The sequence below is a fragment of the Paraburkholderia sp. A1RI-2L genome (genome assembly GCF_048957375.1).
In the GTDB taxonomy this organism is placed as follows: domain Bacteria; phylum Pseudomonadota; class Gammaproteobacteria; order Burkholderiales; family Burkholderiaceae; genus Paraburkholderia.
Genome location: NZ_JARBTA010000001.1, coordinates 345,759 through 369,583 on the forward strand (window position 1 = coordinate 345,759; position 23,825 = coordinate 369,583).

The window sequence follows — 23,825 nt, forward strand, 5'->3', positions numbered from 1 at the left end:
AAGCATACTCCGATAGGGGAGCGGACGAAAAGCACACATGTGGCGCAAAAAGAAAAACCCCGCCAGAAGGCGGGGTTTTCTGTCTTCGTCAGGCTCGAAACCCGATCAATTACTTGATCTTGGTTTCCTTGTACTCGACGTGCTTGCGAACAACCGGGTCGAACTTCTTGATCGACATTTTTTCCGGCATGTTGCGCTTGTTCTTGGTGGTCGTGTAGAAGTGACCCGTACCTGCGGTCGACTCGAGCTTGATCTTGTCGCGGATGCCCTTGGCCATGATTTACTCCTTACAGTTCGCCGCGTGCGCGCAGGTCTGCGAGCACGGAGTCGATGCCGTTCTTGTCGATCAGGCGCAGGCCTGCGTTCGAGATGCGCAGACGCACCCAACGGTTTTCGCTTTCAACCCAGAAACGGCGGTTTTGCAGATTCGGGAGGAAACGGCGCTTGGTTTTGTTGTTTGCGTGGGAAACGTTGTTGCCGCTCATCGGCGCTTTCCCAGTGACTTGGCATACACGTGCCATGAGTGCACTCCTACGGAAATTCTGAGTTCGAGAGCCGCTTAAGTTTCCCAGGCGAGAAATGGCCGGAATAAGAGCGCGCTCACGTATGGATGAGAGACAACCTCGAACCCAGGCCGTATTTCCCCTGGAATGCCGCGACGGGCTTCGGAACAGGGTTGGAAATAGGCAAACCAGAATTCTAGCAGGAAAACGCCTGGAAAATCAAACGCGATTTGCAAATACTGCTGCGGCGTCGCTCAACACCGGCTCCGGAAATGATTGGGATGCCGCTGGGTCAATCGAGGCCGTGCTGCGCAAACGAAAACGTTTCCTGCGTGCCGATGATCAAATGGTCCACGAGCTGCACTTCCACGAGTGCGAGGGTCTCGCGCAGCACCCGCGTGAGGCGCCGGTCGCTGGCGCTCGGCTGCACCGCGCCCGACGGATGATTATGCGCGACGATCAGGCTTGCCGCATTGAGCATCAAGGCGCGCCGCACGATCTCGCGCGGGTACACCGCCATGCGGGTGAGCGAGCCGCGCGTGCTTTCTTCAGTGCGGATCAGCCGGTGCCGTACGTCGAGAAATAGGCACACGAACACTTCGTAGCCTCGCCCGCCGATCAGCAGGCGCAGATAGTCTTCTACCGCGCCCGGTGAATCGATCAACGGCTTGTCTTCCAGTTGCTCGGCGAGCGCGCGGCGGGCAAGTTCGAGCACCGCCACGAGCTTCGAGGCCTTGGCCGGCCCGATGCCGTGCAAGCCTTCAAATTCCTCGCGCTGCGCGTCGAGCATGGCGCGCAGCGATCCGAAATGCACCAGCAACGATCTGGCCACGTCGAACACATTGTGACCTCGCAGACCCGAGCCAAGCACGAGCGCGACCAGTTCGAGGTTGGAGAGCGCGGCCGGGCCCGATTCGCGCAGGCGCTCGCGCGGCATTGCGCGGCGCTGCGCCGCAGTGTGCTCGCTGCCCGTGACCAAAGCGGCCGGCGGGGTTCGCGCCACGTCGCACGCAAGGGCGGGCGGCGCGCCGCCGGCGCCGGAAGCGGCCCTGTCGCGCCAAAGCGGCTTGTTGCAGGCGATTTCGAACATAGGATCTCCTCGCGCCGGGCGGCGCTTGCGCCCGCCGCCCGGCAATCATGTGGCTTACAATACGGGTTTTCCGACCGCAGGAAGGCGGCCGGACCGGCCCCTCGAGGGCGCCTTCCGCACGCACGCGTGGCGCTCGCGACCAGACGAAAATGAGTACCGCATGAGCATCATCGACATCTCCGAGGTGAAACCCGGTTCCCACGTCACGCTGAACTACCGGCTTTCGCTTGCCGATGGCACCGAGATCGTCAATACGTTTGCCGATCGCCCCGCCACGCTGCTGCTGGGCGTCGGGCAGCTTTCGCCGCCCCTGGAGAACATTCTGATCGGTCTGAAAGTGGGGCACCACTCCACCTTTCAGCTAGAACCCGGCGTTGCTTTCGGTCAGCGCAATCCCGATCTGATCCAGCGCATCTCGCTCAAGACGCTGCGCGACAACGCGATGATCGGCGAGTCGTTCAACCCCGGCGACCTCGTCGAGTTCAACGCCCCCGACGGCGGCCGCTACGCCGGCGTGCTCAAGGAGGTGAACGACAGCTCCGCGCTGTTCGATTTCAACCATCCGCTCGCTGGCCAGGCGGTTGCGTTCGAAGTGCAAATCATCGGAATCCTCTAAAGCCCATGACCACGGACACGTCCCAACTCGCCGACGCAGAAATTCTGCTCGCCCAGCCGCGCGGGTTTTGCGCCGGCGTCGACCGCGCCATCGAGATCGTCGAGCGGGCCATTCAACTGCACGGCGCGCCCATTTATGTGCGCCACGAGATCGTCCATAACGCCTACGTGGTCGAAGACCTGCGCAAGAAGGGGGCGATCTTCATCGAGCAGCTCGACGAAGTGCCGCCGGGCAACACCGTCATTTTCAGCGCCCACGGCGTGTCCAAGGCCGTGCGCGCCGATGCCGAGGCTCGCGGTTTGCGCGTCTACGACGCCACTTGCCCGCTCGTGACCAAGGTGCACGTCGAAGTGGCGAAGATGCGCGAGGAAGGCCTCGACATCGTGATGATCGGCCACAAGGGACATCCGGAAGTCGAAGGCACCATGGGCCAGGTGGGCGAGGGCATGTATCTGGTCGAGGATATCGCCGACGTGGGCGCGCTCACCCTGCGCGATCCGCAGCGCGTGGCGTTCGTCACGCAGACCACGCTCTCCGTTGACGATGCCGCCGATATCATCGCCGCGCTCAAGCAGCGCTTTCCCGATATTCGCGAGCCCAAGAAGCAGGACATCTGCTACGCCACGCAGAACCGCCAGGACGCGGTCAAGTTCATGGCGCCGCAGTGCGACGTCGTGATCGTGGTGGGCAGCCCGAACAGTTCCAATTCGAACCGTCTGCGCGAAGTTGCGGAAAAGCGCGGCATTCCCGCCTATATGGTGGATGCGCCGGACCAGATCGATCCTCGCTGGCTCGAAGGCAAGCGCCGCATCGGCCTGACCGCGGGTGCATCGGCGCCCGAGGCGCTCGCGCAGCAGATCATCGAGCGTTTGCGCGAACTGGGCGTGAGCAATGTTCGCGCGCTCGAGGGCATCGAAGAAAGCATTGCATTTCCGCTGCCGCGGGGTCTCGGGCAGTCCGCCTGAATCGGGCCTCGACTCCGGCTTCAGAAGAAAGCGCACCGACGGTGCGCTTTTTTTTATTGTTGCTGAAATCATTAAATAGGGCGGTATCGTGAGAAATGTGAGGTAAACCGCCTTGTTTCAGCCTGGTCGTATTAGTGTTTTCGCTAGAGGGCAGGGTTCAATTCAGTGGTGTGACCCCGTTTTTTGAGAGGCTGAGACAGTCCTGATCACCTGTGCACTGATTTGGTGTGGAATCCCAGCATCTACTTAAATCCGCAAAACGATGTGAGCGAGGCCCGCCTGGTAAAGCATCGCGCAAAGGCGAAACAACACTTGATGCATACGTGGGAGATTTTGGTGCAACTGATGCACTGAAATATGGCGCAACCATGGGTGCAACCTCAGTGGCCTTCTCATTTCAAAAAGAGGTTGCAATGCAGGAAAACCCTGTCGGTTCAATAATATTGCCTGCCGCATAATTGGCGTTACAATGCGCGCGTTCTGGGGGGAATGTCCTTGTGAGGCCCTCCAGGCAAGCATTTCGGAAGGCGCAGGAGACCTGATTAATGCAAGTCGAGTTTGCTTTTGCCGCGCCTTCGGCGGCTGCGGTTGCAACGCACCAGACGTGGTTCGTCCGCAGTGTCGAAGCGGGCACGAGCGCAATCTCGATCATTGCGCCCAAGCAGGGAGTCATGACGTACAACGTATGCAAGGCTGGCCGCAAGGTCCGCGGCGCAGGCGTTGCTGCGAATGTGACAGGCAGTTGTTGAACCCGACGGCACCGAACCATCCGACGGTGCCGTTTTTGCATCCGCTTCCGGCGAGCCTGCCGCTGCAACACAGCAGCAAAGCGAACTGGGTGTGGCCAACCTTTACCGGTCTTTTACTTCAGTACCCGAGAGTGTCGTTGTGGTTCCGTAAAACATCGCCCACCGGCCGATGACGAGCGCGAATCCGGTCGCACGGGCAAAGGAGCATTAAATGGATATTTTCATCCAGCAGATCCTGAACGGGCTGGTGCTTGGCAGCATCTACGCCATCATCGCGCTGGGCTATACGATGGTGTACGGGATTCTGGGCATCATCAACTTCGCGCACGGCGACGTGCTCATGGTCGGCGCCATGGTCGCACTCTCCGCGATCAACGTGCTGCAGAACCACTTCCCGGGCCTCGGGCACATCCCCACGCTGATCATTGCGCTCGCGATCGCCGCGGTGGTCTGCGCGTTCGTCGGGTACACCATCGAAAAAGTCGCGTACCGGCCGTTGCGCCGCGCGCCGCGTCTCGCCCCGCTGATTACCGCGATCGGCGTGTCGATTCTGCTGCAGACGCTCGCGATGATGATCTGGTCGCGCAACCCGCTGGCCTTCCCGCAGCTGATTTCTACCGATCCGATCAATGTGATCAAGGCCACCGACACGACCGTCGGCGCCGTGATCTCGCCGACCGAGATCGTGATCATCGTCGTCGCGTTCCTCGTGATGGCGGGCCTGCTACTCCTCGTGCACAAGACCAAGCTCGGCCGCGCGATGCGCGCCATCGCCGAAAATCCCGGCGTCGCGAGCCTGATGGGCGTGAATCCGAACTTCGTGATTTCGGCCACCTTCATGATCGGCTCGGCGCTTGCTGCGCTGGCTGGCGTGATGATCGCGTCCGAATACGGCAACGCCCACTTCTATATGGGCTTCATCCCGGGCATGAAGGCGTTCACCGCGGCGGTGCTGGGCGGTATCGGCAACCTGGGCGGCGCGATGGTGGGCGGCGTGCTGCTGGGCCTCATCGAGCAGCTTGGCGCCGGCTACATCGGCAGCCTTACGGGCGGCGTGTTCGGCAGTAACTATCAGGACGTGTTCGCGTTCATCGTGCTGATCGTCGTGCTCGTGTTCCGTCCGTCGGGGCTGTTGGGCGAACGTGTCGCGGACCGCGCATAAAGAGGGGAACACAACATGACATCCATTCAACCGATCGAGCCGTCGACGACGCTCATCCCCGAAAAGAACACCGCGAAAACGCTCACGGTGGGCATCGTGACCGCCATCGTCGTGGCCTCGCTTCCGTTCGTGGTGGGCGCCGCGGGCGGCAACTACTGGGTCCGCGTGCTGGACTTCGCGATGCTGTATGTGATGCTCGCGCTGGGCCTCAATGTGGTGGTGGGCTTCGCCGGCCTGCTCGACCTGGGCTACATCGCGTTCTACGCGGTGGGCGCCTATACCGCTGCGCTGCTCACCTCGCCGCACCTCACGACCCAGTTCGCGTGGATCGCCGGCATGTTCCCGGGCGGCCTGCATACGCCGTACTGGATCGTCGTGCCGGCGGCCATGGGGCTCGCTGCGCTCGCCGGCGTCCTGCTAGGCGCACCGACACTGCGTCTGCGCGGCGACTACCTCGCGATCGTGACCCTCGGCTTCGGGGAAATCGTCCGCATCTTCATGAACAACCTCGACCGGCCGGTGAATATCACCAACGGGCCGCAGGGCATCACGGGCGTGGCGCCGCTGCACGTGGCGGGCATGGATCTGTCGCAGCCGCATACGGTGTTCGGCTTCACGTTCACGTCGGTGTACTGCTACTACTACGTGTTCGTGCTCTGCGCGCTGCTTGTGATCTGGGTGTGCACCCGACTGCAGCACTCGCGCATCGGCCGCGCATGGGCCGCGATCCGCGAAGACGAAATCGCCGCCAAGGCCATGGGCATCAACACCCGTAACGTGAAGCTGCTGGCGTTCGCGATGGGCGCGTCGTTCGGCGGCCTCTCGGGTGCGATGTTCGGCGCGTTCCAGGGCTTCGTCTCGCCGGAATCGTTCACGTTCTGGGAATCGGTCGTGGTGCTCGCCTGCGTGGTGCTGGGCGGCATGGGCCACATTCCGGGCGTGATTCTCGGCGCGGTGCTGCTCGCCATCTTCCCCGAGTTCCTGCGCTCGACCATGGGCCCGCTGCAGCACGCGCTGTTCGGTCATGAAATCGTCGATACCGAAGTCATTCGTCAACTGCTCTACGGCCTCGCGATGGTCGTCATCATGCTCTACCGCTCGGAAGGCTTGTGGCCTGCCGCGAAGCACGAAGACAAGATCGCGAAGATCGCAAAACGTACGAGCAAGAAGCCGGTGCGCGCGTAAGGGGAGACACACAATATGAGCAACAATCAGATTCGCTTGTCCGTGAAGGGCGTGAACAAACGCTTCGGCGGCCTGCAGGCGCTCTCCGATGTGGGCCTGCAGATCGAGGCAGGCACCATCTACGGCCTGATCGGCCCGAACGGCGCGGGCAAGACCACGTTCTTCAACGTGATCACGGGCCTCTACACGCCGGATTCGGGCGAATTCCGGCTCGACGGCGACACCTATACGCCGACCGCCGTGTACCAGGTGGCGAAGGCAGGCATCGCGCGCACGTTCCAGAACATCCGCCTGTTCGGCGGCATGACCGCGTTGGAAAACGTGATGGTGGGCCGCCACGTGCGCACGAAGCATGGCCTCCTGGGCGCCGTGTTCCAGACGCCGGCCGAGCGCAAGGAAGAGCGCGAGATCAAGGAGCGTGCGCTGGAATTGCTCGAATATGTGGGCATTGCGCAGTACGCCGACTACACCTCGCGCAATCTCTCGTACGGCCACCAGCGGCGCCTGGAAATTGCGCGCGCGCTGGCGACCGATCCGAAGCTGCTCGCGCTCGACGAGCCGGCGGCCGGCATGAACGCGACCGAGAAGGTCGAACTCACGCGCCTGCTCGACAAGATCCGCGCCGATGGCAAGACCATCCTGCTGATCGAGCACGACGTGAAACTGGTGATGGGCCTGTGCAACCGCATGACAGTGCTCGACTATGGAAAGGTGATTGCCGAGGGTCTGCCGCAAGACGTGCAGAAGAACCCGAAGGTGATCGAGGCATATCTGGGCGCGGGAGTTCACTGATGGCTACACCGGTTCTGAAAATCAAGGGCCTGCAGGTCAACTACGGCGGCATTCAGGCGGTCAAGGGCGTGGACATGGAGGTCCAGCAGGGCGAGCTCGTCACGCTGATCGGCGCGAACGGCGCGGGCAAGACCACCACCATGAAGGCGATCACGGGCCTGAAGCCATACTCGGCGGGCGACATCGAATACATGGGCCAGTCGATCAAGGGCGTGCCGGCGCACGAGCTTCTGAAGCGAGGTCTGGCGATGGTGCCGGAAGGTCGAGGCATCTTCGCGCGCATGTCGATCGTCGAGAACATGCAGATGGGCGCGTACCTGCGCAACGACAAGGACGGCATCCAGAAGGACGTCGACCGGATGTTCGGCTTCTTCCCGCGCCTGAAGGAGCGTGCGTCGCAGCTCGCGGGCACGCTCTCGGGCGGCGAGCAGCAGATGCTGGCGATGGCGCGCGCGATCATCAGCAAGCCGAAGCTTTTGTTGCTCGACGAGCCGTCGATGGGTCTGTCGCCGATCATGGTGGAGAAGATCTTCGAGGTGGTGCGCACGATCTCGGGCGAGGGCATCACGGTGCTGCTGGTGGAGCAGAACGCGCGGCTCGCGCTGCAGGCGGCGAACCGCGGTTACGTGATGGACTCGGGACTCGTGACGATGGAAGGCGACGCGAAGCAGATGCTCGACGATCCGAAGGTGCGCGCGGCGTATCTGGGCGAGTGAGCGGGTGAGCGACGCAAGGCGGTCTGCATGACCGCCAGAAGCACGAAAGCCGCATGGACGTGAAGTCCATGCGGCTTTTTTCATGATGCGGCGCATCGCGTGCCGCGATGTTACGCGCTTACAGCGAATCGAGCACCGTGCGCAGCATCGCCATCATCTGGTCGATCTCTTCGTTCGTCACGTTGAGCGCGGGCATGAAACGCAGCAGATTCGGGCGCGCCGCGTTGAGCAGCAGGCCGTCTGGTTGCATGAGGCGCGCCTTCTCGACGATTTCCGGACCGATGTCCTTGCCAAGCAGCAGCGCGCGCAGCAGACCTTCGCCGCGCTCGCCCTGGAAGCCGCGCTCCTCCGACAGTTCCAGCAGCTTCTCGCGCAGATACTGGCCACGCGCGCGCACGCCTTCGAGAAAACCCGGTGCGACCAGTTGCGAGATCACCGAATAGCCTACGGCTGTCATCAGCGGATTGCCGTTGTACGTGCCGCCCTGGTCGCCGGCCTCGAACACGGTGATTTCTTTCTTCGCGAGCAGCGCCGCGAGCGGCACGCCGCCGCCGATGCCCTTGCCGAGCGTCATGATGTCCGGCTCGATGCCCGAGAGCTCGTAGGCGAACAGGGTGCCCGCGCGGCCGCAGCCGCTTTGCACTTCATCGACGATCAAGAGAATGCCGTGCTTCTTCGTGAGCGCACGCAGCGCCTGCATGAATTCGCGCGTGGCGGGAATCACGCCGCCTTCACCCTGGATCGGCTCGAGCATCACGGCGACGGTCTTGCCCGTGATGAGCTTTTCGACCGACGCGATGTCGTTGAGATCGGCCTTCGGGAAGCCCGGCACCTGCGGTGCGTAGATGGTGTCCCAGCCCGGCTTGCCGCTTGCCGACATCGTCGCGAGCGTGCGGCCGTGGAAGCTGTGGTCGAAGGTGATGATCTCGTAGGCGCCGTCGCGATACTTCTTGCCCCACTTGCGCGCGAGCTTGATCGCGCCTTCGTTGGCTTCCGCGCCGCTGTTGGCGAAGAACACCTTGTCGTAGCAGCTGTGCTCGGTGAGGAGGCCGGCGAGCTTCGCCATCGGCTCGTTATAGAACGCCGGCGACGGGTTGATGAGCAGGCGCGCCTGTTTCTCCAAGGCCTCGATCATGCCTTCGTTGCAGTGTCCGAGGCTGTTCACGGCCCAGCCCTGGATGAAGTCCAGATATCGCTTGCCTTCGTTGTCGTACAGCCACGACCCCTTGCCATGCGTGAAAACGATTTCGGGCCGGTTGGTGATGTACATCAGCGACTCGATCGGGTACTCGGAAAAATTCATGGCAACGGGCTCCGCGCTGGGACTGCAATGAGGATTGGAAAGAAGCCGTCAAAACCGGCAGACAAACAAAAAGCCACGGGCTGGCCGTGGCTTTCGCAATTCGAACTACATCTGCGTTGGGGTTCAACCCGTGTGCAACGCGCGTCCTCGAACTAAGCCAGGCCCAGGGAATGGGGCGAGCGGCGACGTCGAAGGGCGGACAGGATGCAGTTCATGGGCGCAAGAATACGACAAGGGCGGCGGCGCTGTAAACCGTCAATGTGGCGAATGGCTTTGAATAGTTTCAGCCGGCCGACGAAATTTTTGTGACGGCCGGCCAGCCCATTCGCCAGCGGGCGCTGCTTAGACGGGATTCGCCAGGTCCGCGGCGCTCGTGAACGAGTCCGCATAGAACTCGTCTTCGGGCAGGCCGTGGTGTTGCGAGAAGTCGCGCTGCGCCGACTCCACCATCACCGGCGCGCCGCAGGCGTAGACCTGGTAGCCGGAGAGATCGGGCAGGTCCTCGATCACGGCGCGGTGCACGAAGCCCGTGCGGCCGGTCCAGTTGTCGCCGGCGGCGGGCTCGGATAGCACCGGCACGAAGCGGAAGTTCGGGATGTCCTTCGCCCATTGTTCGGCGAGGTCCATCAGGTACAGGTCCTTCTTCTGGCGCGCGCCCCAGTAGAGCGTCATCGGGCGGTCCAGCTTCTGGTGGATCGAGTGCTCGACGATCGCCTTGAGCGGCGCGAAGCCGGTGCCCGAGGCGAGCAGCACGATGGGCTTGTCCGAGTCTTCGCGCAGAAAGAAGGTGCCGAGCGGCGCCTCGAAGCGCAGGATGTCGCGCTCCTTCATCTGCGAGAAGACGTGGTCGGTGAACTTGCCGCCCGGCATGTGGCGGATGTGCAACTCGAGCGGGCCTTCCTCGTGCGGCGCGGTGGCCATCGAATAGCTGCGGCGCGTGCCGTCCTTGAGGATGAATTCCAGGTACTGGCCGGCGAGATATTGCAGGCGCTCGTTGGCGGGCAACTGCAACTTCAGGACGATGACGTCGTCGGCCTTGCGCTCGATTGCGGCAATGCGCGTGGGCAGCTTGCGCACCTGCATGTCGCCCACGCCCGCCACTTCGCGGACGTCGATTTCGAGGTCGGTCTGCGCCGTCGCGCAGCAGAAGAGGGCCATGCCGCGCGTCTTCTCGTCATTCGAGAGCGCCGAAGCGGCATGTGCGCGCTGCTCGACCTCGCCGCTGCATACTGTGCCCTTGCAGGAGCCGCACGCGCCGTTCTTGCAGCCGTACGGCAGGCCGATGCCCTGGCGCAGAGCCGCGTTGAGGATGGGTTCGTCGGGTTCGACCTGGAACTGTCGGCCACTTTGCTTGAGTGTTACGTTGAAGACCATATTCGAGAAAGCAAGTCTGTAATCTGTAATCCGGGGGATCGAGCCGGGTTGCGTCTCGTCTGGCCGATGCCCGGCCCTGCTTGGGCCGTCGCCGGCGGCTAAAATGGGTCCACCATGCTTGCTACACGAACCTTGCGCCGCGCGCGCATCCTTATTGTCGGTTGCGGCGACGTCGGCCTGCGTTGCGTTGCTCAATTGCAGGCGCGGCGCGGCCGACCGCGCATCTTCGCGCTCACGCGCCGCCCGGAACAGGCCGGGACGCTGCGCGCCGCGGGTGCGGTGCCGGTCGCTGGCGATCTCGACGTGCGCACGCGTCTTGCACGCCTCGCCGGGCTCGCGAGCATCGTGCTGCACCTCGCGCCGCCCGCGAGAGACTGCGATGACGACCTGCGCACACGCAGGCTGATTGCGGCGCTCAAGGCGCGTCGGCGCTCTGCGGCGCGGCCGGCCCAAAGCGGGGCATCGGGCCGCCCGGCCGCAAGCGCGCGCGCCGGTGTGGCAGGGGCCGCATTGCAGCCGGCATCGACGCGTCCAGCACGTCTTAAAGCGTCTTCCATTGTACCCGAGCGTACCCGCCTCGCCGCTCGCGCCCACCTGACTGATCCGGCCCATCCGACGCTCGTCTACGCGAGCACCACCGGTGTCTATGGAGACTGCGGCGGTGCGCGCATCGATGAAACCCGTCCGGTGCGGCCTGCCAACGCTCGAGCGATACGGCGCGTGGCGGCCGAGCGGCAACTGCGGCGCGCGACGGCGCGCGGCGCGCTCAAGGCGAGCATCGCGCGGATTCCGGGCATCTACGCCGCGAACCGCTTGCCGCTCGCGCGGCTGGAAAAGGGCACGCCGGCGCTGGTCGAACCGGACGACGTCTACACGAGCCACATCCACGCCGATGACCTCGCCGCTATTCTGCTGTGGCTGACCACGCGCGGGCGCCCGGCGCGCGTCATTCACGCCAGCGACGACAGCGAATTGAAGATGGGAGCCTATTTCGACCGCGTGGCGGATGCGTTCGGTCTCGCGCGCGCCCCGCGCATCGAGCGCGCCCAGGCTGAGCTAGAACTCGATCCGACACTGCTTTCGTTCATGCGGGAATCGCGCCGGCTCGCGAACACGCGACTCAAGCGCGAACTGCGCATGCGCCTGCGCTATCCCGATGTGGATGCTTTTTTGCGCACGCTGCCGCCGCACCCGTGAGCCCGGGCCGGCGGCACGGCGCAAGCGTGCCGTTCACGTGATTGCCGGCAGCGCTTCGAGCAAGAGGAAGCAGAACAGGGCCCCGATGAGCGCCCCGATCAGATTGGGATGGTATTGATGCCGCAAATGCATCGACGCCAGCAAGCCGCCGATCAGAATCGCTCCCAGCGCCATGAAAGCCATCAACACGAAGGAGATCTCGAATGTCCCGTTGATGATCATGATGCCCCTCCTTGCAACTTGTAATCGTTGTTGAATCGAGTATAGGGCGGAACATCGGGAAGGGCATGCTGCGACGCGGCGCAGACAGGGGCAATCGGGCGCGTCTGGTGCGCGAGCGCACACAGGACCGGCCATGGGCCGCGCTCGCCGTGGTTCACCCCGTGTTGCGCAGCGCGTCGAGGGCGGCCTCGTCTAGCCATTGCCATGCGCCTGGGACGAGATCCGCGGGCAACGCGAAGCCGCCGATGCGCTCGCGATGCAGCGCCTCCACGCGGTTGCCCGCGGCGGCAACCATGCGCTTGACCTGGTGGTACTTGCCTTCCAGTACGCTCAGTTCGAGCTCGTGCTCGCGACGCGCATGCGCGGCCACGGCAGTGCTGGGCTCGCGCTCGCCGTGCAGCAGGACGCCTTCGCGCAGCGAGCGCAACTGTGCTTCATCGAGCGCATGGCGCGTGGTGGCCAGGTAGACCTTGGGGACCTTGCGCTTGGGCGAAGTGAAGGCGTGCACGAACTGACCGTCGTCGGAGAGCAGCAGCAGCCCGGTCGTGTCCTGATCCAGGCGGCCCACGCATTGCACATTGCGCGCGGCGAACTGCGGCGGCAGCAGATGAAACACGCTCAGATGGTGCTGCGGATCGCGCGAGCACTCGTAGCCCGCGGGTTTGTTCAGCGCCAGGTAGGCGCGGGCGTGAAACGGCCAGGGCGTCCCGTCGACGCTAAACACGAGGTCTTCGGTATCGAAGGTGGCGAGCGGATCCGTGCAGGGCACACCCGCGATGGCCACCCGCGCTTCGAGGATCAAGCCGCGGCACTGGCGGCGCGTACCGAAGCCCTGGGAGAAGAGAATGCTTTCGAGATTCATGGCGGAACGCCGACTGCTATAAACCACAGCATTTTAGCGAATGCCGGCGGGCCGCCGATGCAGCACACGCGCGGCGTGAGCGCGTCTTTCCGCGCGGGTCGTCGCGATGCCTGATGAGCGATCGTGCCCCTATATGCGTTAGGGTTGCGATACTTCACGGCGTGCCTGATGCGGATGGCGTAACGTAATGCGACCCACCGGCCGCCGCACGCATCGCGCGCAGCGCCTGGCACTATCCAAGGCAAGGAGAACAGCATGGCGAAGACGATCGCGGACTTTCTGGCCAAGACGCTCGAAGCGGTGGGCGTCGAGCGTATCTGGGGCGTGACCGGAGACAGCCTGAACGGACTTTCCGCGAGCCTGCGCAAGCTTGGCACGATCCGCTGGATGCATACGCGGCACGAGGAAGTCGCTGCGTTCGCGGCAGGCGCCGAAGCCGCTGCAACGGGCCGGCTCGCCGTATGCGCGGGCAGTTGCGGCCCCGGCAATTTGCATCTCATCAACGGCCTGTACGACTGCCATCGCAATCACGCGCCGGTGCTGGCCATCGCCGCGCACATTCCGTCGACTGAGATCGGCCTCGGCTACTTTCAGGAAACTCATCCAACCGAGATCTTTCGCGAGTGCGCTCATTACGTTGAACTCGTGACCAATGCTGCGCAATTTCCGCGCGTTCTCGCAACGGCGCTGCGCACCGCCATCGATCAGAAGGGTGTGGCCGTGATCGTCCTGCCGGGCGACGTGGCGCTGCTCGACGGACCGGAGGAAGAGCCGGTCTGGGTGCAGCACGCCCGGCCCGCGACGCTGCCGGCTTCGGCGGACATCGACCGGCTGGCGGACCTGCTCAACCTCTCGGAGGCCGTGACGCTGCTGTGCGGCAGCGGCTGCAAGGGCGCGCACGACGAAGTGGTGGCGCTCGCCGACGCCCTTGGCGCACCGGTCGTGCACGCGCTGCGGGGCAAGCAATATGTCGAATGGGATAACCCGTACGACGTGGGCATGACAGGGCTGATCGGCTTCAGCTCGGGCTATCACGCCATGATGTCGTGCGATACGCTCGTGATGCTCGGCACCGATTTTCCTTATCGCAACTTCTACCCCGAGAACGCGAACATCGTGCAAATCGACCGCCATGCGGCGGCGCTGGGCAAGCGCGCGCCGCTCACGCTCGGGTTGATCGGCGACGTGCGCGAGACCGTGCGCGCACTCACGCCGCGGCTCACGCGCAAGACCGAACGCGAGTTCATCAAACGCGCGCGCGAGCACTACGCGAATGCGCGCAAGGGACTGGACGACCTTGCGCGCCCGGCGGCAGCGGGCAAGCCGCTGCATCCGCAATACGTGACCTCGCGCCTCGACGCGCTGGCGGCCGACGATGCCATTTTCGCGGTCGACGTCGGCACGCCTACGCTCTGGGCCGCGCGTTACCTGACGATGAATGGGCGCCGCCGCCTGCACGGCTCGTTCAACCACGGCTCGATGGCGAACGCGATGCCCCAGGCACTGGGCGCTCAGGCCGCGCATGTTGGGCGCCAGGTGATTTCGCTGTCCGGCGATGGCGGTCTTTCGATGCTGCTCGGCGACATTCTCACGGCGCGCCAGCTCGATTTGCCGATCAAGATCGTCGTCCTGAACAATGGGGCGCTGGGTTTCGTCGCGATGGAGATGAAGGCGGGCGGCTACGTCGAGACAGGCACCGATCTCGTGGCGACCAATTTCGCCGATATCGCGAAAGGCGCGGGACTCTTCAGCGTGCGTGTGGAGACCTCGGAAGCGCTCGACGATGCGTTGCGCGAAGCGTTTGCTCATGACGGCCCGGCGCTCGTTGATGTGGTGACGACGAGGCATGAGCTGGCCATGCCGCCGAAACTCCAGTGGGCGCAGGCGAAGGGGTTCAGCCTCTATATGCTGCGCGCGGTGTTGAGCGGACGAGGCGACGAAGTGGTGGAACTCGCGCAGACGAATTTGCGCTGACTGTCTGGATTGCGGATTCAGCGCGCTTGAAGCAAAAAACCCCGCGAGACTATATCTGGCGGGGTTTCGTGGTCAAACGTTGGGAACGTTTGGAGAGTATCTGGTGCCTCGGGCCGGAATCGAACCGGCACTCCTTTCGGAACCGGATTTTGAGTCCGGCGCGTCTACCAATTTCACCACCGAGGCAAGTTCGCCGCCTGCTTTTACAACAGGCGCTCGAAGTAGCCAGAAATTATGGCGCAAATTCATGGCTTCGGCAACTCCTGGTGCCCATGAGCACCTGCGGGGGCACCGGTGGCTGCGCTCAGACCGTGCGAGAAAACCGCTCGATCGTTTGAGCCCCGAGGTACCTGTCGAATACCATCGCAATATTGCGCACGAACATGCGCCCAGCAGGCAGCACTTCGATCCGGTCGGAGCGGCACGTCACGAGGCCGTCGGCTTCGAAGGCGCGCAGGCGCTCCAGTTCAGGCGCGAATTCGGCCAGGAAGCGCACGCCATAGGCGGCTTCGAATTCATCGAAGCGCAGCTCCAGATTGCACATCAGCTCTGTGATGATGTCGCGGCGCAGGCGGTCGTCGGCCGTGAGGCGCACGCCGCGTGTCACGGCGAGTTGCGCGGCGTCGATGGCCGCGCCGTAGCTCGCCAGGTCCTTGGCGTTCTGCGCGTAGACATCGCCGACCTTGCCGATCGACGAGGCGCCGAAGCCGATCAGATCGCACTCCGCACGTGTGCTATACCCCTGGAAATTGCGATGCAGCGTGCGTTGCGCCTGGGCGCGCGCAAGCTCGTCGGTGGGCAGCGCGAAGTGATCCATGCCGATATAGACGTAGCCGGCCTCGGTCAGCTGCTCGACCACGAGTTGCAGCAGCGCGAGCCGCGTGGCCGGCGAGGGCAGCGTGGCGGGGTCCATCTGCCGCTGCATCTTGAAGAGTTGCGGCATGTGCGCGTAGCCGAATACCGAAATGCGCTCGGGTGCGAGCAGCAGAATCGTGTAGAGCGTGCGCTGAAAGCTGCTGACACTCTGGTGCGGCAAACCGTAAATCAGATCGACGCTGATTGACTCGAAGCCGTTCGCGCGCGCCGTGTTCATGACGTCGACCGTGAGTTCGAGCGGCTGGATGCGGTTGATTGCGCGCTGCACGACGGGATCGAAGTCCTGCACGCCGAGGCTCAGCCGGTTGAAGCCGAGCGTGCGCAGATGCGCGATGGTTTGCGCCGATGCCTCGCGCGGATCGATCTCGATCGAGTATTCGCCCTCGCTGTCGGGACGCAGCGCGAAGTGCTCGCGCGTGGCGGCCATCAGCGTGCTCATTTCCTCCAGCGAGAGAAAGGTGGGCGTGCCGCCGCCCCAATGCAACTGCGAGACTGGCCGCGTTGTATCGAAAAGCGCCGCCTGCAGTTCGATTTCGCGCACGAGTTGTTGCACGTAGGGTTTCGAGCGCTTGCGGTTTTTTGTCGCGACCTTGTTGCAGCCGCAATAAAAGCAGACGGTGTCGCAGAAGGGGATATGGAAATACAGCGAGAGGTCGGTTTCCGCCGCGCCAGGGTCGGACGCGGCGCGCCGGTAGTGATCGAGGTCGAAATCTTCGCGGAACTGCAGTGCGGTGGGATAAGACGTATAGCGCGGGCCGTTCGTGCCGTATTTGGCAAGCAGATCGGGGCGAAAGAGTAAGTCGGTGTCGCTCATGCGGGCTCTCAGGTGGGCGGCGCGGCACCCGCGATGCGCCACATGGCATCCAGAGCGGGGCGTTCCAGGGCGCCTGACTAACTGAGTGTAAGAGTCGATTGGCCGAGTTGTTTGTGTAAAAAGGTCGCAGCGTGCGATGGCACAATGCCAACAGCCTTTTGCCTTGCCTGCACATGTGCTGGTTCGGCGACGGGTTTTTTCGAATCCGTAACAGTTTTGCTTCGGGAAGTCGTCGTGAGTGCAGGTTTCCTTCTTTCCGCGTCTGGCCACGCATGCCGCCCCGGTTGCGGCGCGTGCTGTATCGCGCCGTCCATTTCGAGTCCGATTCCTGGCATGCCGCACGGCAAACCCGCGGGCGTGCGCTGTGTGCAGCTCGACGAGGACTTGCAGTGCAAAATATTCGGTTCGCTGTTGCGTCCCGCCTGTTGCTCGGGTCTTCAGCCGCAGGCTGAGATGTGCGGCGAGACGCGCGAGCAGGCGCTTGTCTGGATCGAGCGCCTCGAAGCGGCCACCAGTCCGTAGGCGCTCGCTGGAGCCCGTTGTACTTCGCAACGCCGTTGTCCCGCCGTTGTTCATTAAGGAGATTTCGCATGATCCGACGCGCGCTGCGCGCCTTTTCCCCTTCGCGCAACCCGGGCACGCCTCGCGCCACCCGAAGGGCTTTCGTGCTCTCCGCCTGCGCGGCGGCCTGCGCGGCCATGTCGCTGGGCGCTTGTGCGTCGGGCATCTTTCCCTTTATTCCCGATCACTACACCTTCTCGCAGCAGCAGGTGCAGGACGCGGTGCAGCGCAAATTCCCGTATCACCGCTCGGTGCAGCAGCTTTTCGACGTCGAGCTCACGAACCCGGTCGTTACCCTGCTTCCGGATCGCAATCGCGTGGCGGTGCGCGTCGACGCGCATCTCGAAAGTCCGCTGATGCAGGAACCGGTGAGCGGCGCGTTCACGCTCTCGAGCGAGCTGGCCTACGATGCACCGAGCCGCGCGGTCATTCTGAAGTCGCCTACTGTGGACAGCGTCGATATGGCGGGCAGCGCCGCCGTCTACGCGCCGCAAGTGAACGCCGTTGCCGCGATGGCGGCTACCCAGCTGTTGGCCAACTATCCCATTTACACGTTCAAGCCGGATCAGCTTCAGTTTGCCGGGGTGAACTACGAACCCGGTACAATCACCATCCTTACAAACGGCATACGCGTGCAGATCGTCGAGAAATAAGCGACGGGAAGCTCGCCGCGTGCAGCCGTCGGCGGGCGTGCACGCGAGCGGCGCACGATCCCTCCGGCGCATATTTTCCGCAAGGGAGTGGGGATGGACTGGATTGTGGCGGGCAAGGCCCTGATTCTGGGCATTGTCGAGGGGCTGACGGAATTTCTGCCGATTTCGAGCACTGGACACCTGATCGTGGCGGGGAGCGCGCTCGGTTTCGACGGCGAGTTCGAAAAAACCTTCGACGTGGTGATCCAGTTAGGCGCCATCCTTGCCGTGTGCTGGGAGTTCCGCCGCAAGATCGGCACTGTGGCGATGGGGCTGCCCACGCGGCCCGAGGCGCGGCGCTTCGCGCTCAACATCGCCATTGCGACGATTCCTGCCGTGGTGCTGGGACTGCTGTTCGAGAAGGCGATCAAGTCGGCGTTGTTCTCGCCGGTTCCGGTTGCATTCGCACTTGTCGTGGGCGGCCTGATCATCTTGTGGGTGGAGGGGCGCCGGCGCGCCGGCCCGGGGACGGGGGCCGACAAGGCGCCGCCGCCCGCGCGCGTGAATTCGCTGGACGACATCTCGCTGCTCGACGCCTTCAAGGTGGGCCTGGCGCAATGCTGTGCGCTGATTCCCGGCATGTCGCGCTCGGGGTCGACCATCATCGGCGCGATGCTGTTCGGCGTCGAGCGGCGCGTCGCTACCGAGTTTTCGTTCTTCCTCGCGATTCCGATCATCTTCGGCGCGACGGTCTATGAAATGCACAAGGCCTGGCAGACGCTCTCGGCCGATTGGCTCGGGCTGTTCGGCGCGGGCTTCGTTGCTGCGTTTGTCAGCGCGTTTGTCTGCGTGCGTTGGCTGTTGCGCTATATCGCGTCGCACGATTTCACGGCATTCGCGTGGTATCGCATCGCGTTTGGCCTTGTGATTCTTCTGTTCGGCTATGGCGACGGGCTCGACTGGCAGTAACGCTGTGAAGCGGCTCGCATCGCCGTCGGAACCGGCGGCGTCGGATTGCAAAACGGGCGCCGCGGCGCCCGGTTGTCTTTGCTGGTGACGCGTTAGCCTGCGCGGCGCTTGAACACCAGATCCCATACGCCGTGACCGAGCCGCAGACCGCGACGCTCGAACTTGGTCACCGGGCGATAGGCAGGGCGCGGCGCGTAGTCGGCGGCCGTGTTTTCGAGCGCGGGCTCGGCGCCCAGCACCTCGAGCATTTGTTCCGCGTAGTTCTGCCAGTCGGTTGCACAGTGCAGGTAGGCGCCAGGCTTCATGCGCGAGACGAGCAACTGCACGAACTTCGGCTGGATCAGCCGGCGCTTGTGGTGACGCGCCTTGTGCCACGGGTCGGGAAAGAAGATGTGCACGCCGTCGAGGCTCGCGGGAGCGATCATCTGCTCGAGCACTTCGACCGCATCGTGCTGAATGATGCGGATGTTCGTGAGATTCTGCTCGCTGATCAGCTTGAGCAGTGCGCCCACGCCGGGCTCATGGACCTCGACGCCGAGAAAGTCGTCTTCGGGGCGTAGCGCGGCGATCTCCGCGGTGCTCGCGCCCATGCCGAAGCCGATCTCCAGCACGCGCGGCGCGCGCCGGCCGAACACGGCGTCCCAGTTGGTGTTTTGATCGGCGGCGTCGGATGCGTAGGGTGCATACGGCACCACGAAGCGCGGGCCGAGTTCGTCGAGCGCGCGGCGCTGGCCGGTCGAGACGCGCCCCGCGCGCGTCACGAAGCTGCGGATGCGGCGGTGGTGCAGGGCGTGATCGGTGCTTGCCTGCGCGGCTTCGGCCGAAGTATCGGGCATGGCCGTTTCCCGCGACGGGTTCGCGGCGGGGTTGTCCGCTGTGGCGGGCGGCGTGCAGTCAGTACGGGCTGCGTCGTTCGGATCGTGATTCATCTTCGAGGACGGGAGGTGAGAGCGGCGGGCTTCGCGGTCCTGTCTGCAGGGCGAGCCGTGTCGCCGGGACGGCGGCGTTCGGGGCTTGCGGGTTGCGTCGGGACAAAGTCCGCGCATGGACGCTGGAGCGCTGCGAGGCGCATTACCGCAGATCGCAGCCGCTCGAAGCGGGCCGGCTGGAGAGATGCCACTGCGCCTTGCATGAATGCGCGAGACAGCGCGGCGAATTCGTGGAGCGGGCGATGGGAATCGAACCCACGTCTCCAGCTTGGGAAGCTGGGGTAATAGCCATTATACGACGCCCGCAGAGCGCGCTATTTTACGCGGATTTCACCGGGTTGCGCAATCGCGCCGCGCCTCCCGGGACGCGGCGCAAATCAGATTCCAATCAGATTCCAAACAGCGTGAGCGAGACTGCGGCGCGCGTGACCACCATCAGCAACACCTGGACGATCACGAACAGCAGAATGGGCGAGAGGTCGAGCCCGCCGAAGTTCGGCAGAATGCGCCGAATGGGATTCAGGAACGGCGCCGTAAGCTGAAGCAGCACGGGCATTGCCGCCGAGTGCGGGTTCAGCCACGAGAGCAGCGCCATCAGGATCGTCAGCCAGAGGAGCAGGTTGAGCGCCCATTTCACGACCGTCAGTACCGCGACGATCAACAGCGTAGGCAAGAAACCGAGCGGGTCGACGCCCGCGAGCCATACCATCAACAGCACATAAGCCACGGCGGCGATCAGCGCCGCCACGACGCTCGCGAGGTCGATGCCGCGCAGGCCGGGAATCACGCGGCGCAGCGGCAGCACGAGCCAGTTGGTTGCCTGCTGGATGGCATGCGTTACGGGGTTGTACGGCGGAACGCGGACGAACTGCAGCCAGACGCGCAGCAGCAGGGCGGCGCCGAACAACGTGAAAATCGTGTTGAGCAGAAAGCGGGCGATATCGCCGAACATCGGTGTTGTTTCCTTCTTGTAGTGAGTGACGGTGTGTGGCGGCAGAATTCGGGCGTGTGCGCTGCTGGCGGGTCAGACGGACACCTTGACCTCGCTGACCAGGATCGTGCCATTGCCGCCGTCGGTGTAGTTGGGAATATCGTCGACGAGCGTCTTCTGATGAGGCTTGAACACGGCGTAAAAATCATCCAGCGTTTCGAACAGGAAATGCCCTGCCGCAACGTACGGGGGCGGCGTGCCCGGCGGCCCGGCGTTGATGCCGATATCGATCGACCAGCCCTTGAGCTTGTCGCCGAAAAGTTGCGCGGCGAGCGGCATATGCCGCGTGGCGTAGTACTCGGTGTCGAATCGACCGTTTTCGCGGTACGGATAAAGGATGCTGATCTTGATCATTGGGCGTTCCCGTTGATGAATCCCGATGCGCATGCGCACTGCCGGCGTGCGCCGTTGCCACATTACCACGGCTTATGCTTTGCCAGTGATGGTGCGAAACGTCGGATGCGAAGAGGTCGCGTAGGGGATTTCGGACGCTTTTGGGGCAAACGGTTAAAGTGAGCCAAAGCGCTCGTGCAGGGTCCCACGCCGCGAAATGTTCGTTGTCGTACCGATGCAATAGGCAAGCTCCAATTAAAAAGCATGTAAGGAGCGGCGACGATGATGTGTGCAGCCTGTTCGCCTTCGCGCAGCACGGGGACCTGGCAACTAACAGGTCCCGAGCTATCTGTCACGCATCTGCGGCTATCTCGCAACACTGCGTTTGTCGGTTCGCAAACCTGCGCACAATGGTTCTATGGCTCCGGTTTCGTTGTTGCTGTTTGCAATTGGGCTGTTTCCTGTCGGTGGTCCGATTTGGGAGGTCACGATGAGCATCTTCGCTTACCGAAAGCATCTGCGGTTTCTCACGCCCCATCAGCGTCGCCGTTGGTGGGATCAGAAGAAGCGTCTCACGCCGCGCGTGCGGATTAGCGGCGCCTATGTCCCGCCCAGCGTTACGCGCGAGTTCACCTACGTGAAAGTCGGATAGCGCCGCCACTTGCGCTCTGCCATTGCATTTCGACGATGCCCGGTCCGTGAACCGGGCATTGTCGTTTCAGGCCCGCCCGGATGCCTCGGGTTGGCCAATTTGTAATGAAACATTACCTGCTCGTTTGGCGGTGTTCCCAATATTTCCGGTAAAAATGACTGGGTGGCGGCGAGGAGCGTTTGGAAGGCGCGATACGTCGAGGTTTGGGCCTTGCGTCATTAGATATTTGTGGCATTGCCTTGATTCAACGTCAGGAAGCCCGCATCGGCGATTGCAATTTGCAACAAATGGCTACCTTTGACGGCCTCCGTTTTCGATAGAGTGCATGTGTGGGCTTTGCCCGTCATGTGGAGCGACGCCGTCGTCGGTCGCCAGGAGAAGAGAAGTGAAAAAGACCGTTTCGTTTATCGTTGCCGCTGTGCTGGGTGTGGGGCTCGTCAGCGCAGCCGAGGCGCACGTTTCGGTGGGTATCGGTATTGGCATTCCTGTCGCACCGGCGTATCCGGTTTACGCTGCGCCGGTCTACGCGCCGCCGCCTGTCGTCTATGCCCCGCCGCCGCCGGTGGTGTATGCGCCGCCGCCCGCAGTTGTCGTGGGTGGTTACGGCGGCTATGGTTACTATGGCCGTCCGTACTGGCGCCATGGTTACTACCGCGGCTATCGTGGTTACCACGGTGGCTGGGACCGCCACTAAGCTCGACGGATGATACCGGGTGGCTTGGCGCCACTCGCCTGAAGTTCTCCGCCACGGCGCAACGCCGGCTCATGCCGCGTTGCGCCGTTTGCTTTTCAGGCGCCAGTTGCCAGGCGCGGGTGCGCTGTGCGGTCAGACGCCCATGCAGAGGTACTTGAGCTCGACATATTCGTCGATGCCGTATTTCGAGCCTTCGCGCCCGAGCCCCGACTGCTTGACGCCGCCAAACGGCGCAACTTCGTTCGAAATGAGCCCGGTGTTGATGCCGACCATGCCGTACTCGAGCGCCTCGGCAACGCGCCACACGCGGCCGATGTCACGGCTATAGAAATAGGAGGCGAGGCCGAACTCGGTGTCGTTCGCGAGACCGATGACCTCGGCTTCGTCGCGGAAGCGGAACACCGCGGCAACCGGCCCGAAGGTTTCCTCGCGCGCGATCAGCATTTCGCGCGTGACTTCAGCAAGCACGGTGGGCTCGACGTAGCGGCCTTCCAGCACCTGGCCGCCGGTGACGAGCTTGGCGCCCTTCGACGTCGCGTCGCCGATGTGCTGCGTCACCTTTGCAACCGCAGCGTCGTCGATCAGCGGGCCCTGGTTGACGCCGGGCTCGAAGCCGTTGCCGACCTTGATCTTGCGCGACGTGGCGGCGAGCTTTTCGACGAACGTGTCGTAGACCTTGTCGTGCACGTAGAAGCGATTGGTGCACACACAAGTCTGGCCCGCGTTGCGGTATTTCGAGATCATGGCGCCTTCCACGGCGGCATCGATATCGGCATCGTCGAATACGATGAAGGGGGCGTGGCCGCCCAGCTCCAGCGCAATTTTCTTGACCGTCGGCGCGCATTGCTGCATGAGAATGCGGCCCACCGGCGTCGAGCCTGTGAACGAGAGGTGGCGCACGACGTCGCTTTCGCAGAGCGCTTTGCCCACTTCGATCGAATTGGCCGAGTCGGCGGTGATGACGTTGAACACGCCCTTGGGCACGCCAGCGCGCTGTGCGAGCTCGGCGAGCGCGAGGGCGCACAGCGGCGTTTGTTCGGCCGGCTTCACGACGATCGTGCAACCCGCTGCAATGGCGGGCGCGACTTTGCGAGTGATCATGGCGATCGGGAAATTCCAGGGCGTGATCGATGCGCACACACCAATCGGCTGCTTGAGCACGACGAGCTTGCGGTCGCTCGCCGGGCTCGCGAGCACGTCGCCGTTCACGCGTTTCGCTTCTTCGGCAAACCATTCAAGAAACGAGGCGCCATAGAGCACTTCGCCACGCGCCTCCGCGAGCGGTTTGCCTTGCTCGGCGGTCATGATTGCGGCGAGGTCATCGGCGTGCTCGATCACGAGGTCGTACCAGCGGCGCAGTATGATGGCGCGTTCCTTGCCGGTCTTTGCGCGCCAGGCAGGCAGTGCCACATGCGCGGCGGCAATGGCGCGGTGCGCCTCGGCGGGGCCAAAATCGGGCACGCGGGCGATTTCCGCGTTGTCGGCGGGGTCGAGCACGGCGAAGGTCGCGGCGCCGCCGCTCCACTCGCCGTCGATCCAGGCGCGTGTCTTGAAGAGTGCGGGATCCTGCAACTGCGTCAGGCGTTCCGATGCGGACAAGCTCATCTTCGTGTCTCCTCGATGCGTGTGCGGCGCGGCCCGAAGCGGGCCGTATCGCGGTGAGC

At 63.5% G+C, this 23,825-nt stretch carries 27 protein-coding genes and 2 tRNA genes; 15 read left to right on the forward strand and 14 right to left on the reverse strand.

Features of this window, described 5'->3' with window-relative positions; all coding sequences use genetic code 11:
- Positions 1 to 109 precede the first annotated feature (109 nt).
- The 3 genes from rpmG to radC form a co-directional block, all read right to left on the reverse strand.
- A complete protein-coding gene (rpmG, locus tag PWP93_RS01580; protein WP_027817504.1) occupies positions 110 to 277 on the reverse strand; it encodes a 50S ribosomal protein L33 in 168 nt (55 codons plus the stop codon).
- A gap of 10 nt (positions 278 to 287) precedes the next feature.
- Positions 288 to 521: a 50S ribosomal protein L28 gene (gene rpmB / locus PWP93_RS01585; protein ID WP_027794135.1), complete on the reverse strand. Its 234-nt coding sequence runs from the start codon at positions 519 to 521 to the stop codon at positions 288 to 290.
- Positions 522 to 795: 274 nt separating this feature from the next.
- Positions 796 to 1,593 (reverse strand): RadC family protein, encoded by a 798-nt coding sequence (radC, locus tag PWP93_RS01590; protein ID WP_421043217.1) that lies wholly within the window; start codon positions 1,591 to 1,593, stop codon positions 796 to 798.
- 160 nt (positions 1,594 to 1,753) lie between these two features.
- Between radC and PWP93_RS01595 the strand changes: the two genes are divergently transcribed.
- The 8 genes from PWP93_RS01595 to PWP93_RS01630 all read left to right on the forward strand — a co-directional run bounded on the left by PWP93_RS01595 (position 1,754) and on the right by PWP93_RS01630 (position 7,778).
- Positions 1,754 to 2,209 (forward strand): FKBP-type peptidyl-prolyl cis-trans isomerase, encoded by a 456-nt coding sequence (locus PWP93_RS01595; RefSeq protein ID WP_421043218.1) that lies wholly within the window; start codon positions 1,754 to 1,756, stop codon positions 2,207 to 2,209.
- Positions 2,210 to 2,214: 5 nt separating this feature from the next.
- Positions 2,215 to 3,174 carry a 4-hydroxy-3-methylbut-2-enyl diphosphate reductase gene (gene ispH, locus PWP93_RS01600; RefSeq protein WP_421043219.1) on the forward strand — a complete coding sequence of 320 codons (960 nt, stop codon included), beginning with the start codon at positions 2,215 to 2,217 and terminating at the stop codon, positions 3,172 to 3,174.
- 227 nt (positions 3,175 to 3,401) lie between these two features.
- Positions 3,402 to 3,632, forward strand: coding sequence for a hypothetical protein (locus PWP93_RS01605; protein WP_421043220.1), 231 nt, complete (start codon positions 3,402 to 3,404; stop codon positions 3,630 to 3,632).
- An 87-nt stretch (positions 3,633 to 3,719) separates the two neighbouring features.
- On the forward strand, positions 3,720 to 3,923 hold the full coding sequence (locus PWP93_RS01610) for a hypothetical protein (RefSeq protein ID WP_421043221.1): 204 nt from the start codon (positions 3,720 to 3,722) through the stop codon (positions 3,921 to 3,923).
- A gap of 211 nt (positions 3,924 to 4,134) precedes the next feature.
- On the forward strand, positions 4,135 to 5,085 hold the full coding sequence (locus PWP93_RS01615) for a branched-chain amino acid ABC transporter permease (RefSeq protein WP_421024573.1): 951 nt from the start codon (positions 4,135 to 4,137) through the stop codon (positions 5,083 to 5,085).
- A 15-nt stretch (positions 5,086 to 5,100) separates the two neighbouring features.
- Entirely contained in the window at positions 5,101 to 6,270 is a 1,170-nt protein-coding gene (locus PWP93_RS01620) for an ABC transporter permease subunit (protein WP_421024572.1), read from the forward strand.
- A gap of 15 nt (positions 6,271 to 6,285) precedes the next feature.
- Positions 6,286 to 7,062 carry an ABC transporter ATP-binding protein gene (locus PWP93_RS01625; RefSeq protein WP_421024571.1) on the forward strand — a complete coding sequence of 259 codons (777 nt, stop codon included), beginning with the start codon at positions 6,286 to 6,288 and terminating at the stop codon, positions 7,060 to 7,062.
- Positions 7,062 to 7,778 (forward strand): ABC transporter ATP-binding protein, encoded by a 717-nt coding sequence (locus PWP93_RS01630; protein WP_421024570.1) that lies wholly within the window; start codon positions 7,062 to 7,064, stop codon positions 7,776 to 7,778. Before PWP93_RS01625 ends, PWP93_RS01630 begins: the two co-directional genes overlap by 1 nt.
- 118 nt (positions 7,779 to 7,896) lie before the next feature.
- On the opposite strand, the gene PWP93_RS01635 is transcribed toward PWP93_RS01630, so the two are convergent.
- Together PWP93_RS01635 and PWP93_RS01640 are read right to left on the reverse strand one after the other, a co-directional pair.
- A complete protein-coding gene (locus PWP93_RS01635) occupies positions 7,897 to 9,081 on the reverse strand; it encodes an acetylornithine transaminase (protein WP_421043222.1) in 1,185 nt (394 codons plus the stop codon).
- A 342-nt stretch (positions 9,082 to 9,423) separates the two neighbouring features.
- Positions 9,424 to 10,455, reverse strand: coding sequence for a CDP-6-deoxy-delta-3,4-glucoseen reductase (locus tag PWP93_RS01640; protein WP_421043223.1), 1,032 nt, complete (start codon positions 10,453 to 10,455; stop codon positions 9,424 to 9,426).
- Positions 10,456 to 10,569: 114 nt separating this feature from the next.
- Between PWP93_RS01640 and PWP93_RS01645 the strand changes: the two genes are divergently transcribed.
- Positions 10,570 to 11,652 carry an NAD-dependent epimerase/dehydratase family protein gene (locus PWP93_RS01645; RefSeq protein ID WP_421043224.1) on the forward strand — a complete coding sequence of 361 codons (1,083 nt, stop codon included), beginning with the start codon at positions 10,570 to 10,572 and terminating at the stop codon, positions 11,650 to 11,652.
- A gap of 33 nt (positions 11,653 to 11,685) precedes the next feature.
- Here the strand turns inward: PWP93_RS01645 and PWP93_RS01650 are convergent, their stop codons facing one another.
- Together PWP93_RS01650 and PWP93_RS01655 are read right to left on the reverse strand one after the other, a co-directional pair.
- The gene (locus PWP93_RS01650; RefSeq protein ID WP_413187071.1) at positions 11,686 to 11,874 is read right to left on the reverse strand and encodes a hypothetical protein; all 189 of its coding nucleotides are present in this window, start codon (positions 11,872 to 11,874) and stop codon (positions 11,686 to 11,688) included.
- A gap of 154 nt (positions 11,875 to 12,028) precedes the next feature.
- Complete coding sequence (locus PWP93_RS01655) at positions 12,029 to 12,736, reverse strand: pseudouridine synthase (RefSeq protein WP_421043225.1); 708 nt, start codon at positions 12,734 to 12,736, stop codon at positions 12,029 to 12,031.
- A gap of 255 nt (positions 12,737 to 12,991) precedes the next feature.
- On the opposite strand from PWP93_RS01655, the gene poxB reads away from it, so the two are divergent.
- Positions 12,992 to 14,710 carry a ubiquinone-dependent pyruvate dehydrogenase gene (gene poxB, locus PWP93_RS01660; protein ID WP_421043226.1) on the forward strand — a complete coding sequence of 573 codons (1,719 nt, stop codon included), beginning with the start codon at positions 12,992 to 12,994 and terminating at the stop codon, positions 14,708 to 14,710.
- 101 nt (positions 14,711 to 14,811) lie between these two features.
- Here poxB and PWP93_RS01665 read toward each other — a convergent pair.
- Both PWP93_RS01665 and hemN read right to left on the reverse strand, forming a co-directional pair.
- Positions 14,812 to 14,896 (reverse strand) — tRNA-Leu (locus tag PWP93_RS01665).
- A gap of 118 nt (positions 14,897 to 15,014) precedes the next feature.
- Entirely contained in the window at positions 15,015 to 16,400 is a 1,386-nt protein-coding gene (gene hemN / locus PWP93_RS01670) for an oxygen-independent coproporphyrinogen III oxidase (protein ID WP_421043227.1), read from the reverse strand.
- Positions 16,401 to 16,634: 234 nt separating this feature from the next.
- On the opposite strand from hemN, the gene PWP93_RS01675 reads away from it, so the two are divergent.
- The 3 genes from PWP93_RS01675 to PWP93_RS01685 all read left to right on the forward strand — a co-directional run bounded on the left by PWP93_RS01675 (position 16,635) and on the right by PWP93_RS01685 (position 18,562).
- Complete coding sequence (locus PWP93_RS01675; protein ID WP_421043228.1) at positions 16,635 to 16,922, forward strand: YkgJ family cysteine cluster protein; 288 nt, start codon at positions 16,635 to 16,637, stop codon at positions 16,920 to 16,922.
- A gap of 68 nt (positions 16,923 to 16,990) precedes the next feature.
- Complete coding sequence (locus PWP93_RS01680) at positions 16,991 to 17,614, forward strand: DUF1439 domain-containing protein (RefSeq protein ID WP_421024542.1); 624 nt, start codon at positions 16,991 to 16,993, stop codon at positions 17,612 to 17,614.
- Between the two features lie 93 nt (positions 17,615 to 17,707).
- Complete coding sequence (locus PWP93_RS01685; RefSeq protein WP_421024541.1) at positions 17,708 to 18,562, forward strand: undecaprenyl-diphosphate phosphatase; 855 nt, start codon at positions 17,708 to 17,710, stop codon at positions 18,560 to 18,562.
- A gap of 92 nt (positions 18,563 to 18,654) precedes the next feature.
- Here PWP93_RS01685 and trmB read toward each other — a convergent pair whose 3' ends face one another.
- The 4 genes from trmB to PWP93_RS01705 form a co-directional block, all read right to left on the reverse strand.
- Positions 18,655 to 19,398 carry a tRNA (guanosine(46)-N7)-methyltransferase TrmB gene (trmB, locus tag PWP93_RS01690; protein ID WP_421043229.1) on the reverse strand — a complete coding sequence of 248 codons (744 nt, stop codon included), beginning with the start codon at positions 19,396 to 19,398 and terminating at the stop codon, positions 18,655 to 18,657.
- 324 nt (positions 19,399 to 19,722) lie between these two features.
- Positions 19,723 to 19,797, reverse strand: a tRNA-Gly gene (locus PWP93_RS01695).
- A gap of 82 nt (positions 19,798 to 19,879) precedes the next feature.
- Complete coding sequence (locus PWP93_RS01700; RefSeq protein ID WP_421024539.1) at positions 19,880 to 20,443, reverse strand: YggT family protein; 564 nt, start codon at positions 20,441 to 20,443, stop codon at positions 19,880 to 19,882.
- Positions 20,444 to 20,515: 72 nt separating this feature from the next.
- Entirely contained in the window at positions 20,516 to 20,836 is a 321-nt protein-coding gene (locus tag PWP93_RS01705) for an EthD family reductase (RefSeq protein ID WP_421025253.1), read from the reverse strand.
- Between the two features lie 469 nt (positions 20,837 to 21,305).
- On the opposite strand from PWP93_RS01705, the gene PWP93_RS01710 reads away from it, so the two are divergent.
- Together PWP93_RS01710 and PWP93_RS01715 are read left to right on the forward strand one after the other, a co-directional pair.
- Positions 21,306 to 21,467, forward strand: coding sequence for a hypothetical protein (locus tag PWP93_RS01710; RefSeq protein ID WP_174220060.1), 162 nt, complete (start codon positions 21,306 to 21,308; stop codon positions 21,465 to 21,467).
- A 385-nt stretch (positions 21,468 to 21,852) separates the two neighbouring features.
- Positions 21,853 to 22,161 carry a hypothetical protein gene (locus tag PWP93_RS01715; RefSeq protein ID WP_421043230.1) on the forward strand — a complete coding sequence of 103 codons (309 nt, stop codon included), beginning with the start codon at positions 21,853 to 21,855 and terminating at the stop codon, positions 22,159 to 22,161.
- Positions 22,162 to 22,293: 132 nt separating this feature from the next.
- Here the strand turns inward: PWP93_RS01715 and PWP93_RS01720 are convergent, their stop codons facing one another.
- Positions 22,294 to 23,766, reverse strand: a complete 1,473-nt coding sequence (locus PWP93_RS01720) for an NAD-dependent succinate-semialdehyde dehydrogenase (protein ID WP_421043231.1) — start codon at positions 23,764 to 23,766, stop codon at positions 22,294 to 22,296.
- Positions 23,767 to 23,825 lie beyond the last annotated feature (59 nt).

Bases quoted from the DNA above. Each gene is read 5' to 3' on its own strand.
- rpmG (WP_027817504.1), bottom strand. From the start codon at position 277: ATGGCCAAGGGCATCCGCGACAAGATCAAGCTCGAGTCGACCGCAGGT.
- rpmB (WP_027794135.1), bottom strand. From the start codon at position 521: ATGGCACGTGTATGCCAAGTCACTGGGAAAGCGCCGATGAGCGGCAAC.
- radC (WP_421043217.1), bottom strand. From the start codon at position 1,593: ATGTTCGAAATCGCCTGCAACAAGCCGCTTTGGCGCGACAGGGCCGCT.
- PWP93_RS01595 (WP_421043218.1), top strand. From the start codon at position 1,754: ATGAGCATCATCGACATCTCCGAGGTGAAACCCGGTTCCCACGTCACG.
- ispH (WP_421043219.1), top strand. From the start codon at position 2,215: ATGACCACGGACACGTCCCAACTCGCCGACGCAGAAATTCTGCTCGCC.
- PWP93_RS01610 (WP_421043221.1), top strand. From the start codon at position 3,720: ATGCAAGTCGAGTTTGCTTTTGCCGCGCCTTCGGCGGCTGCGGTTGCA.
- PWP93_RS01615 (WP_421024573.1), top strand. From the start codon at position 4,135: ATGGATATTTTCATCCAGCAGATCCTGAACGGGCTGGTGCTTGGCAGC.
- PWP93_RS01620 (WP_421024572.1), top strand. From the start codon at position 5,101: ATGACATCCATTCAACCGATCGAGCCGTCGACGACGCTCATCCCCGAA.
- PWP93_RS01625 (WP_421024571.1), top strand. From the start codon at position 6,286: ATGAGCAACAATCAGATTCGCTTGTCCGTGAAGGGCGTGAACAAACGC.
- PWP93_RS01630 (WP_421024570.1), top strand. From the start codon at position 7,062: ATGGCTACACCGGTTCTGAAAATCAAGGGCCTGCAGGTCAACTACGGC.
- PWP93_RS01635 (WP_421043222.1), bottom strand. From the start codon at position 9,081: ATGAATTTTTCCGAGTACCCGATCGAGTCGCTGATGTACATCACCAAC.
- PWP93_RS01640 (WP_421043223.1), bottom strand. From the start codon at position 10,455: ATGGTCTTCAACGTAACACTCAAGCAAAGTGGCCGACAGTTCCAGGTC.
- PWP93_RS01645 (WP_421043224.1), top strand. From the start codon at position 10,570: ATGCTTGCTACACGAACCTTGCGCCGCGCGCGCATCCTTATTGTCGGT.
- PWP93_RS01650 (WP_413187071.1), bottom strand. From the start codon at position 11,874: ATGATCATCAACGGGACATTCGAGATCTCCTTCGTGTTGATGGCTTTC.
- PWP93_RS01655 (WP_421043225.1), bottom strand. From the start codon at position 12,736: ATGAATCTCGAAAGCATTCTCTTCTCCCAGGGCTTCGGTACGCGCCGC.
- poxB (WP_421043226.1), top strand. From the start codon at position 12,992: ATGGCGAAGACGATCGCGGACTTTCTGGCCAAGACGCTCGAAGCGGTG.
- hemN (WP_421043227.1), bottom strand. From the start codon at position 16,400: ATGAGCGACACCGACTTACTCTTTCGCCCCGATCTGCTTGCCAAATAC.
- PWP93_RS01680 (WP_421024542.1), top strand. From the start codon at position 16,991: ATGATCCGACGCGCGCTGCGCGCCTTTTCCCCTTCGCGCAACCCGGGC.
- PWP93_RS01685 (WP_421024541.1), top strand. From the start codon at position 17,708: ATGGACTGGATTGTGGCGGGCAAGGCCCTGATTCTGGGCATTGTCGAG.
- trmB (WP_421043229.1), bottom strand. From the start codon at position 19,398: ATGCCCGATACTTCGGCCGAAGCCGCGCAGGCAAGCACCGATCACGCC.
- PWP93_RS01700 (WP_421024539.1), bottom strand. From the start codon at position 20,443: ATGTTCGGCGATATCGCCCGCTTTCTGCTCAACACGATTTTCACGTTG.
- PWP93_RS01705 (WP_421025253.1), bottom strand. From the start codon at position 20,836: ATGATCAAGATCAGCATCCTTTATCCGTACCGCGAAAACGGTCGATTC.
- PWP93_RS01710 (WP_174220060.1), top strand. From the start codon at position 21,306: ATGAGCATCTTCGCTTACCGAAAGCATCTGCGGTTTCTCACGCCCCAT.
- PWP93_RS01720 (WP_421043231.1), bottom strand. From the start codon at position 23,766: ATGAGCTTGTCCGCATCGGAACGCCTGACGCAGTTGCAGGATCCCGCA.